The following is a 10,649-nucleotide window of genomic DNA, read 5'->3' on the forward strand; positions in this document are numbered from 1 at the left end:
GGTGTAAGGAGGGCGGAGGTAACCTGGTCCGGCGCGCTCGGGAACACCTAGCGCCGGGACAGCACGCCGTTAAGGACGGAGGTCACGGAGGTCGTGGCGGTGGTGAGATCCAGCTGGCGGTTGTACTCCGACGCCCCGGCGGCGCCGCCGAAGCCGAGCCGGAGATTGCCGACGGGCTGGTAGGCCAGCTGGCCTGCGGGTTTGCCGAGCATCGTCTGGTTGATCAGGTCCTGGGCCTGCGTCCACTGGTTCTCGAAGACCAGCCGCCGGATCTCCGGCAGCGCCTGCGCACCCTTCGGGTTGCTCTGGTCGTACGGTCCGCCCGCCCAGACGGTGTCCTCGTTGAGCTGCAACCGCTCGGTGTCGACGTTGCCGAACACCATGGCGCCCAGGCGGCCGTTGCCGATCGGGAGCGCCCGCAGCCAGTCCGTGCCGGCGGCCTCGTCGTACCAGAGCGCCAGGTCGTTGGCCGCGCGCACCTCGGGGGGCGGCGTCGAAGCGGCTCGGGCGACCGCCGTCCATCGCATCGGCAGCAGGAGCGCGCCGGCCCCGGCTGTGCCGATCCTCATCAGCTGCCTTCGTGTCAGGTGGTGTTCGGGCATGGCTGTTCCCAATCGTCAGGGGGTGCGGTGCTCGGGGACGGCGCGGCGGGCTATTCCTGGACCTTGCCTCCGGTGAGGCGCGACAGGACGAGGGCGACGATGATGATCGCGCCGTTGAGGGCCTGGATCCACTGGGCGGGCACGCCGGCCAGGGTGAGGACGTTCTGGATCATGTAGAGGAGGAGGATGCCGGTGAACGCGCCGAACACCGTGCCCTTGCCGCCGTTGAGGCCGACGCCGCCGATGACGGCCGCGGCGAACACGGTGAAGATGGCGCCGTCACCCTGCGCGGCCGCCACGGAGGCGAGGTGCCCCGACATCAGCAGGCCGCCGAGCGCGGCCAGCACGCCGGCGCCCACCAGGGCGGTCCACAACACCCGGTCGGTACGGATGCCGGCGGCCTTGGCCGCGTCCACGTTGCCGCCGATGGCGTACAGGGCGCGGCCGTACTTGGTGAAGCCGAGCAGCACGATTCCGGCGGCGAACAGCAGCAGGCAGAGCCAGATCGAGGCGGGCACGCCGAGCCACAGGGCCGAGCCGAGATAGAGCATCGACGCCGGCAGGTTGAAGAAGGTCTGGCCGCCGGAGATGCCGGTGAGCAGGCCGCGCAGCACGATGAGCATGCCGAGGGTGACGATGAAGCCGTTGAGCCCGAACCGTACGATCAGCAGCGCGTTGATCGCGCCGATGAGCACGCCGACGGCCAGGGTGACGGGGATCGACCAGGCCCCCGGCAGCAGGCCGAGCCCGGCGCCCGAACCGGCGGCCACGGTCAGCCACGCCGCCACGCCCGGCGCGAGACCGAACGTCGACTCCAGTGACAGATCCATCTTGCCGGCGACCAGCACGATGGTCTGAGCCAGGACCAGCAGGGAGATCTCCGACATGGTCTGCAGGATGTTGATCAGGTTGTCGCCCTGCAGGAAGATCGGGTTGACGATCTGGCCGACGACGGCGATCGCGATGATCGCGGGGATCAGGGCGAAGTCGCGCAGGCGGGCCAGCCGGATCCGTGGGCGTTCCCGCTCGGGGGCGGCGTTCTCGGTGGCGGGCGTGAGAGTTCTCTCAGGCATCGAGCCGGACTCCTTCCATGGCCGCCACCACGTCGTGGTCGTGCCATCCGGCGGCCAGCTCGGCGACGACACGGCCCTGGAACATCACCAGCAGCCGGTCGCACAGCCGCAGGTCGTCGAGTTCGTCGGAGGCGATCAGCACGCCGGTTCCCCTGGTGGCCGTTTCCTCGACCTTGCCGAGCAGGAACTCCTTGGACTTGACGTCCACCCCGGCGGTGGGGGTGATCAGCACGAGCAGCCGGGGGTCGGAGGCCAGCGCCCTGGCCATGACGACCTTCTGCTGGTTGCCGCCGGACAGGCCCATCACGGGCAGGCCGGGACCGGGGGTCTTGATCGCCAGGTTGGCGATCAGGGTCCTGGCCAGCCGGTCGCGCCGCCGGTTGCTGATCAGGCCGGCCCCGCCGAGCTGGTCGGGGACGGTCATGGTGGCGTTGTCGGCGATCGACATCATCGGGACGAACCCCTGGTGGTGCCGATCGCGGGGGACGAAGCCGACACCTGCGGCGAGCGCGTCGGGCACGCTGCCGGGACGGGGCGCGCGCCCGGCGACCTCGATCGAGCCCGAGTCGGCCGCGCGCAACCCGACGACGGTCTCGGCCAGCTCGGTTCTGCCGCTGCCGGCTGCGCCGGCCAGGCCGACGATCTCGCCGGACCGGATCTCGAAGTCGATCTCCCGGTAGGCGTCGCCGTACGTCAGGCCGCGCACGCCGAGCACCACATCGGCGCCGCCGGGCACGGCCGTCCGGGAGGACGCCTCCGCCAGGCCGGCGGCCTCTCCCGCCATCGCCGCCACCAGCTCCGCGTGCGGCAGATCGGCCACCGTGGTGGTCAGGATGTGCCGGGCGTCGCGGAAGACCGTGACCGTGTCGCAGATCTCGTAGATCTCCTGCAGGTGGTGGCTGATGAACAGGAAGGTCACCCCCTGCTCCTGCAGGGTGCGGATACGGGTGAACAGCCGGGCGATGGCGGCCGCGTCGAGCTGGGCGGTCGGCTCGTCGAGGATGATGAACCGGGCGCCGAACGACAGCGCACGGGCGATCTCCACGAACTGCCGCTGCTCGACGTCCAGTTCGCCGGCCGGCAGGCGCACGTCGACGTCCACCGACCAGGTGGCCAGCAACTCGGCCGCCTTGCGCCGCAGGGCCGCCCAGCGGACCAGCCCGAGCCGGTTCAGGTCGTGGCGGTGCAGGTAGAGGTTCTCCGCCACGGTCAGCTCGGGGATGATCGTGGACTTCTGGTAGACGCAGGCCACCCGCTGCCGCCAGGCATCGCGGTCGGCCAGGCGCGGGGCGGGCTCGCCGCCGAAGCGCACCTCGCCCTCGTCGGGCGCCTGGAGCCCGGTGAGGATCGACACCAGGGTGGACTTCCCGGCCCCGTTGCGGCCGACGAGCGCGTGGGTCCGGCCGGGCATGACGCGGATCCCGGCACGGTCCAGCGCGACGGTCTCCCCGTATCTCTTGGTGACGCCCACCGCCTCGACGAGGGGTGTCACCGCCTGGTCATCCGCCAAGGTTGTTGCCCCACAGCGAGGAGTCGCCCGGCTTGACGCTCGCCACGCCCGCGTAGGTGGCGCCGTCGGCGGTGACCAGGGGCGCGGAGAGCTGGTCCTCCATCAGCCCGGGGCGCACCTGGATGATGGTGCTGTCGTGGTCGGTCGGGCCCGGCTTGAACGTCTTGCCGTCGATGGCGGCCTTGGTGTACTGCAGCGCGTACTTGGCGTACTGGTCGGCCGGCTGGGAGACGGTGGCGTCGATGTTGCCGGCGGCGATCTCCTTGAGCTCCTGGGGGATGCCGTCGTTGGAGATGACGAAGACGTGCTTGGGATCGTCCGGCGGAACCAGGAGGCCCCGCTGCTGCAGCACCTGGAGGGTGCCCGACAGGGCGAAGCTCGACTGCATGTAGACGCCCTTGATGTCGGGATTGGCGGTGAGCTGGGTCTGCAGCTTCTGCGAGGCGACCGCGCCGTCCCAGTTGGTGGCCTCGCCGAACACCGTGATGCCGGGGTAGCTCGCCTTCATGCAGGTGTTGAACGCCTCGGTGCGGTCGCGGCCGTTGATGGAGGCCAGGTCGCCCTGGAGCATCACGACCTTGCCCTTGCCGGACAGCTTCTCGCCGAGGAACTTGCACGCCTTCTCGCCGTAGGCGCGGTTGTCGGCGCGTACCACCATGTAGGCGTCGCCCTGCTCGGGGCGGGTGTCGACCATGACGACGGGGATCTTCTTGGTGTTGAGCTGCTGGAGGGTGGGGGCCACGGCGGCGGTGTCCTGCGGGGCCAGCACGACGCCCTTGACGCCCTGGCTGATGAAGCTCTGCACGTTGGCGGTGAGCTTGGAGATGTCGTTCTGCGAGTTGGAGGTCTTCAGCTCCAGGCCGTTCTCGGCGCCGAACTGGGGGACGTACTTGATGAAGGAGTTCCAGAAGTCGGTGTCGGAGCGGGGATAGTCGACCCCGACGACCGGCTTGCCGCCCCCTGAGGCGGCCGTGCCGCCGCCTCCGCCGCCCCCGCAGGCGGTGGCCAGGCCGGCCGACAGGGCGACGGCCGTCCCTAAGGCGAGTCCTCTTCTCATGAGTCTTCCTTCCCTGTGCTGGGTGGCGGCCGGGGTGCGGGTCACATCGCACCCGCCGCGTCGGCGGCCCATTGGGGGCCGTGCGGGTAGGCGTACTCGGCGCGGGATGCCGGATGCATCTCGGCGCCACCGCCCGGACGTGCGGGGGCGAGGTACCGGCCGTCCCGGATCACGACCGGGTCGGTGAAGTGGTCGTGCAGATGGTCGATGTACTCGATGACGCGGTCCTCGGTGGTGCCGCTGACGGCCACGTAGTCGAACATCGACAGGTGCTGGACCATCTCGCACAGGCCGACGCCGCCCGCGTGCGGGCACACCGGCACCCCGAACTTGGCGGCCAGCAGGAGGATGGCGATGTTCTCGTTGACGCCGGCGACTCTGGCGGCGTCGAGCTGCAGGATGTCGATCGCGCCCGCCTGCAGGAGCTGCTTGAACATCACCCGGTTGTGGGTGTGCTCGCCGGTGGCGACCTTGATGGGCGCCACCTGCTTGCGGATGGTGGCGTGGCCGAGCACGTCGTCGGGCGAGGTGGGCTCCTCGATCCAGTACAGGTCGAACTCGGCGAGCGGGGCCAGCCACTCGATCGCTTGCCCGACGTTCCACGCCTGGTTGGCGTCCACGGCGATGCGCACATCGGGGCCGACCGTCTCGCGGGCCAGCCGCAGGCGCCGGATATCCTCGGCCAGGTCGGCGCCGACTTTCAGCTTGATCTGGCGGAACCCGTCGGCGACCGCCTCCTCCGCCAGCCGGGCCAGCTTGTCGTCGGTGTAGCCGAGCCAGCCGGGAGTGGTGGTGTAGGCGGGGTAGCCCTCGGCCAGCAGGCGTGCGCGGCGCTCGGCCCGGCCCGGCTCGGCGCCGCGCAGGATGGCCAGCGCCTCCTCCCGGGTGAGCGCGTCCTCCAGGTAGCGGAAGTCGACGACGTCGACGATCTCCTCCGGCGACAGCTCCGACAGCAGCCGCCACAGCGGCTTGCCCGCCCTGCGCGCGCGAAGGTCCCACAGGGCGTTGAGCACGGCTCCGGCCGCCATGTGGATGACGCCCTTCTCCGGGCCGAGCCAGCGCAGCTGGCTGTCGCCGGTGAGCCGGCGGGACACCCCGCCCAGATCGCCGAGCACCTCGGCCACCGGCCGCCCGGTGACCAGCGGCGCCAGCGACTCCACGGCGGCCACGGCGATCTCGTTGCCGCGCCCGACGGTGAAGGCGAGCCCGTGCCCTTCCTGCCCGTCGCCGGTCCGTACGATCACGTACGCGGCCGAGTAGTCGGGCTCGGGGTTCATGGCGTCGGAGCCGTCGAGGTCCCGTGAGGTGGGGAAACGGATGTCGTGGGCCTCGATGGCGGTGATCAGCTCGGCCACGACGGCCGCCCTTGGTGATGTTGACGCACGAAGGTGTCCCTCCATGGGATGTTTCGGGGAAGTGAAGCCGTCTTCACCACACCGACATGGGATGTCTTTGTAATCCTCGCGAGGGCGGCGTGTCTAGACCTCCCCGGTAATACCGGCAAAATCGCGCATCGACTGCCCCAGCGGAGGCCGCTGTGATGAGCAGACAACCCATGTCTGCCTCCACGCAAGCACCAATCTTCCTCGAACATAGGATGTCTGTTATGTTTCCCAGCGTGACGCGCGTCCCGATCGAGCGACCCCGTGCCCGGAGGTCGCCCGCATGTCCCTGACCGACGAGGCGATCTCCCGCATCCGGGCCCTCATCCAGTCGGGCGAGCTGCCACCGGGGGCGCGGCTGCCGCCGGAGCACCAGCTCGCCGCCCAGCTCGGCGTCTCCCGCAACCCGCTGCGCGAGGCGGTCAAGGCGCTGGTCGTGGCCCGGGTCCTGGACGTACGGCGGGGCGACGGCACCTTCGTGACCAGCCTGGAGCCGCGGCTGTTGCTGGAAGGGCTGGGACTGGCCGTCGAGCTCCTGCGCGACGACACCCTGCTGGAGATCGTCCAGGTACGGCGGATGCTCGAGCCCGCGGCGACCGCCCTCGCCGCGTCCCGGATCTCCGCCGAGCAACTCGACGAGATCGGCGAGCACCTGAACGCGATGCGCGCCGCCTGCGACGACGTGGAGAAGCTGAACCACCACGACGCCGCCTTCCACCGCGCCGTCGTGCGGGCGACCGGCAACGAGACGCTGTCCACCCTGCTCGACGGAATCTCCGGCCGCACGCTGCGGATGCGGGTGTGGCGCGGCACGGTGGAGGCCGGCAGCTCGAACAAGACCGTCGCCGAGCACGAGGCGATCTACCACGCCCTGGCCGCCGGCGACGCGACGCTCGCCCAGGCCGCGGCGCTCATGCACATCGGCACGACCGAGACCTGGCTGCGCTCGGTGCTCGGGGACGTCGAGGACTCCCGTGACCAGGGTGTGAACTTCGAGGGCTCCCAGCTCGGCGAGGAGGAGACACGATGAAGGTCCGCCTGGCCTACGGGGAGAGCGGCCTGACGGTCGAGCTGCCCGACGAGGCCACCACGGTGGTCACCCCCGTCCACCACGCTGCCGCCCGCGACCAGGCCGGCGCGCTGCGGACCGCCCTGCGCGAACCGGTGTCGGGCCCGCCCCTGCGCGAGCGGGTACGGCCCGGCCAGACCGTCGCCATCTCGGCCTGCGACGGCACCCGCCCCCAGCCGCGGCACCTGATGATCCCGGCGATCCTCGCCGAGCTCGACGGCATCGTCGACCTCGACGACGTGACCATCCTCGTCGCGACCGGCACCCATCGCGGCAACACGGAGCCCGAGCTGCGCGCGATGTTCGGCGACGCGATCGTGGACTCCGTACGGATCGTCAACCACGACGCCCGCGACCCCGGCTCGCTCACCTATCTCGGCCGCTTCGGGAAAGACGTGCCGGTCTGGCTGAACACCGCCTGGGTCCAGGCGGACGTGCGGATCACCACCGGGTTCGTGGAGCCGCACTTCTTCGCCGGCTTCTCCGGCGGCCCCAAGCTGGTCGCCCCCGGCCTGGCCGCGCTGGAGACCGTGCTCACCCTGCACGACGCCACCCGGATCGGCGATCCCCGGGCCACCTGGGGGGTGATCGAGGGCAATCCCGTGCACGACGACGTACGGGCCATCGCCGAGGGCACCGGGGTCACCTTCGCCCTCGACGTGATCCTGAACCGGGACAAGGACATCGTGGCGGCCTTCGGCGGCGACATCCTGCCCATGCACGCCGAGGCCACCGCCACCGCCCGCCGGGTCGCCATGCGCCGGGTCGAGGCACCCTTCGACGTGGTGGTCACCACCAACTCCGGCTACCCCCTCGACCAGAACCTCTACCAGTCGGTCAAGGGCATGGCGGCGGCGTTCCAGGTGGTGCGGCCGGGCGGCGTGATCGTCTGCGCGGCCGAATGCCGCGACGGCTTCCCCGACCACGGCTCCTACCGCGAAGTGCTGGCCTCCGAGCCCTCCCCGCAGGCACTGCTCGACACGATCGCCGCCCGGCCGGTGACCGTCCCCGACCAGTGGCAGGTGCAGATCCAGGCGCGTATCCAGGCGGGCGCGCGGGTGGTCGTGCACACCTCCTACCTCAGCGACGCCGACCTGGCGGCCGCCCACCTCGAACGGACCGGCGACATCACCGCCACGGTGGCCGAGGCGCTGTCCGCCGCCGGCCCGGGCGCCCGCGTGTGCGTGCTGCCGGAGGGTCCGCAGACCATCCCCTACCTGGCCGGCGGCCCGGCATGAGCGAACGGGTGGCGGACCTGGGGTTCGCCCGGGTCGACCTGGACCGGCAGGCCCGCCAGGGGGCACCCGAGGTCGTCTACGGGCCGGGCAAGACCGCCGAGGAGATCGTCGCGATCGTGTCCGCCCTGCTCGCCGGCAACACCGGCCCGGTGCTGGCCACGCGGGTCGAGAGCGCCACCGCCGGGGCAGTCCTGGCGGCCGTGCCGGGAGGAGTCTACGAACCCGCGGCGCGGCTGCTGGTGTGGCGGCCGGCGCGGACCGGATCCTTCGAGGTCGTGGTGGTCACGGCGGGCACGTCCGACGGGCCGGTGGCGGCCGAGGCGGCGGCCGTGGCCCGGGCGCTGGGGCTGGCCGTCACCGTCGTGCGCGACGTGGGCGTGGCGGGCATCCACCGGCTGCTCGCCGAGACCGGCCGGCTGCGCGCGGCCGACGCGGTGATCGTGGTGGCGGGCATGGAGGGCGCGCTGGCCAGCGCCGTCGGCGGCCTCGTGGCGGCGCCGGTGATCGCCGTGCCGACCTCCGTCGGGTACGGCGCGGCCCTGGAGGGCGTCACCGCCCTGCTGGCGATGTTGTCCTCGTGCGCGGCCGGCCTCACCGTGGTCAACATCGACTCCGGCTTCGGTGCCGCCATGGCCGCGCATCGCCTCGCCCATGCCACCACCCGCCGCACCACCCCGGCGGGTACGCAGGCCGCGCAGCCGGGAGGACAGCGGTGATCTGCCGGCTCAACCCGTTCACGGGGCTGGCCGGGGACATGCTGCTGGCGGCACTGATCGACGTGGGCGCGCCGCTGGACGGGATCCGGGCGGCCGTGGCGTCGACCGGTCTCACCGGGTGGGAGCTGACGGCCGCGCGGGTGCTCACCCACGGGCTGGCGGCGACCCGGGTACGCGTCGTGGTCACCGACACGGCGACCGAGCGGCGGGCGGCCGAGCTGATCTCCATGGCCGGGGCCGCCCGGCCGGAGCCGGTCGCCTCCCTCGCCACCGCCGCGCTGCGGGCGATCGCCGAGGCGGAGGGCCGGATCCACGGCACCGACCCCGCCCAGGTGCACCTGCACGAGCTGGGCGGCCACGACGCGCTCGTCGACATCGTCGGCGTGGCCGCCGCGCTGCACCTGCTCGGCGTGACGGCGGTGCACTGTGCCCCGGTCCCCCTCGGCGCCGGCACGGTGAGCACCCGGCACGGCGTGCTCCCCGTCCCGGCGCCCGCGACCATCGCCCTGCTCGAAGGAGCCCTGGTCACCGGAAGCGACCTGGGCGGCGAGACCGTGACGCCCACGGGGGCGGCGCTGCTGCGGGCCATGCGGGCGCGGTACGACCCGCCGCCGGCGATGACCCCCGTGGGGACCGGCTACGGCGCGGGCAGCAGGAAGCTGTCCGACCGCCCGAACGTCGTCGCGGTCACCCTGGCCGAGCCCGCCCGCGACTCCGGTGTCGAGCCGCTGGTCGTGCTGGAGACCAACCTGGACGACATCACGGGCGAGGTACTCGGCCACACGATCGCCCGGGCCCTGGCCGCGGGTGCTCTGGACGCCTGGGCGACCGCGGCGACCATGAAGAAGGGCCGGCCGGCGTACGTGTTGCACGTGCTGTGCCGCCGCCCCGCCGTACCGGTCCTGCGCGAGCTGGTCTTCGCCGAGACCGGCGCGCTCGGCGTGCGCGAGGTCGCGGTCGAGCGTACGGCTCTGCGCCGGCACACCACTGAGGTGGAGCTGGAAGGTCATCGCGTGCGCGTCAAGCACGGACCCCACTCGGCGAAGCCGGAGCACGACGATGTGGCCGCCGCCGCGGCCGCCCTCGGCCTGTCCCTGCGCGAGACAGCGGCCAGGGCCCTGCGCCTGGCACAGGAGCGACCCCCGGCAGAGGAGAGTCCAGGTTGACCACCGACGACAAGATCATGGTGCTGCTCGACCGGCTGTCGGGCCTGTCCTCGCTCGCCGTCGCCTTCTCCGGCGGGGCCGACTCCGCGCTGGTGCTGGCGGCGGCGGTCCGGGCGCTCGGGACCGGCCGGGTGCTGGCCGTGACGGCGGTGTCCGACAGCCTGGCGGCCGAGGAGCTCGAGGTGGCCCGGCGCTTCGCGGCCTCTCTCGGCGTACGGCACCTGCTGCCCCGCACCGCCGAGACGGCCGATCCCGGCTACCGGGCCAACGGGCGTGACCGCTGCTACTTCTGCAAGTCGGAGGTGCTGGACGTGATCACCCGGGTGGCGGCGGAGCACGGCTTCGCGCACACCGCCACCGGCACGAACGCCGACGACGCCGTGGACCCGTTCCGGCCGGGGATCAGGGCCGCCGACGAGCGCGGGGTGCTCGCACCACTGCGGGACGCCGGTCTCACCAAGGCCGAGGTACGGCGGACCAGCAAGGCGTGGGGCCTGGTCACCTGGGACAAGCCGGCCGCGCCGTGCCTGGCCAGCCGGGTGGCCTACGGCGTGGAGGTGACGCCGGCCCGGCTGCACCGGATCGAGGCGGCCGAGCGGGTGGTGCGCGACCTGCTGGTCCGGGCCGGCCTGCCGGTCACCGACCTGCGGGTCCGCGATCTCGGCGACCGGGTCCGGGTGGAGCTGGACGCCGGCCTGGTGTCGCGGGCCGCCGATCTGCCGGGGCTGGCGCCGGCCGTACGGGACGCGGGCTTCCACGGCGCCCGGGTGGACGTGGCGGCCTTCCGCTCCGGCGCCCTGAACATCGAGCCACTCCGATCATGACCGCCCCATGGG

At 72.3% G+C, this 10,649-nt stretch carries 10 protein-coding genes; 5 read left to right on the forward strand and 5 right to left on the reverse strand.

Annotation, left to right across the window (positions count from 1 at the left end; genetic code table 11):
* Positions 1-47: 47 nt before the first annotated feature.
* From ACTWPW_RS60940 to ACTWPW_RS60960, 5 genes are all read right to left on the reverse strand, one after another.
* Entirely contained in the window at positions 48-569 is a 522-nt protein-coding gene (locus ACTWPW_RS60940) for a glycoside hydrolase N-terminal domain-containing protein (RefSeq protein WP_443174534.1), read from the reverse strand.
* Positions 570-652: 83 nt separating this feature from the next.
* Positions 653-1,675, reverse strand: a complete 1,023-nt coding sequence (locus ACTWPW_RS60945; RefSeq protein ID WP_443174535.1) for an ABC transporter permease — start codon at positions 1,673-1,675, stop codon at positions 653-655.
* Positions 1,668-3,185 (reverse strand): sugar ABC transporter ATP-binding protein, encoded by a 1,518-nt coding sequence (locus ACTWPW_RS60950; RefSeq protein WP_375118146.1) that lies wholly within the window; start codon positions 3,183-3,185, stop codon positions 1,668-1,670. The genes ACTWPW_RS60945 and ACTWPW_RS60950 overlap by 8 nt, the downstream gene beginning before the upstream one ends.
* Positions 3,175-4,242, reverse strand: a complete 1,068-nt coding sequence (locus ACTWPW_RS60955; RefSeq protein WP_364122832.1) for a sugar ABC transporter substrate-binding protein — start codon at positions 4,240-4,242, stop codon at positions 3,175-3,177. Before ACTWPW_RS60955 ends, ACTWPW_RS60950 begins: the two co-directional genes overlap by 11 nt.
* A 41-nt stretch (positions 4,243-4,283) precedes the next feature.
* Entirely contained in the window at positions 4,284-5,597 is a 1,314-nt protein-coding gene (locus ACTWPW_RS60960; RefSeq protein WP_443174536.1) for an L-fuconate dehydratase, read from the reverse strand.
* A gap of 310 nt (positions 5,598-5,907) precedes the next feature.
* On the opposite strand from ACTWPW_RS60960, the gene ACTWPW_RS60965 reads away from it, so the two are divergent.
* The 5 genes from ACTWPW_RS60965 to larE are packed head-to-tail and all read left to right on the forward strand — an operon-like array spanning position 5,908 to position 10,637.
* Entirely contained in the window at positions 5,908-6,654 is a 747-nt protein-coding gene (locus tag ACTWPW_RS60965; RefSeq protein WP_443174537.1) for a FadR/GntR family transcriptional regulator, read from the forward strand.
* Positions 6,651-7,931: a nickel-dependent lactate racemase gene (gene larA, locus ACTWPW_RS60970; protein WP_443174538.1), complete on the forward strand. Its 1,281-nt coding sequence runs from the start codon at positions 6,651-6,653 to the stop codon at positions 7,929-7,931. Before ACTWPW_RS60965 ends, larA begins: the two co-directional genes overlap by 4 nt.
* A complete protein-coding gene (larB, locus tag ACTWPW_RS60975) occupies positions 7,928-8,647 on the forward strand; it encodes a nickel pincer cofactor biosynthesis protein LarB (protein WP_443174539.1) in 720 nt (239 codons plus the stop codon). Before larA ends, larB begins: the two co-directional genes overlap by 4 nt.
* Complete coding sequence (gene larC, locus ACTWPW_RS60980; RefSeq protein WP_443174540.1) at positions 8,644-9,813, forward strand: nickel pincer cofactor biosynthesis protein LarC; 1,170 nt, start codon at positions 8,644-8,646, stop codon at positions 9,811-9,813. The genes larB and larC overlap by 4 nt, the downstream gene beginning before the upstream one ends.
* On the forward strand, positions 9,810-10,637 hold the full coding sequence (gene larE / locus ACTWPW_RS60985) for an ATP-dependent sacrificial sulfur transferase LarE (RefSeq protein ID WP_443174541.1): 828 nt from the start codon (positions 9,810-9,812) through the stop codon (positions 10,635-10,637). The genes larC and larE overlap by 4 nt, the downstream gene beginning before the upstream one ends.
* The last annotated feature ends 12 nt before the right edge of the window (positions 10,638-10,649 follow it).

Source organism: Nonomuraea sp. KM90, assembly GCF_052246675.1.
Taxonomy (GTDB): domain Bacteria; phylum Actinomycetota; class Actinomycetes; order Streptosporangiales; family Streptosporangiaceae; genus Nonomuraea.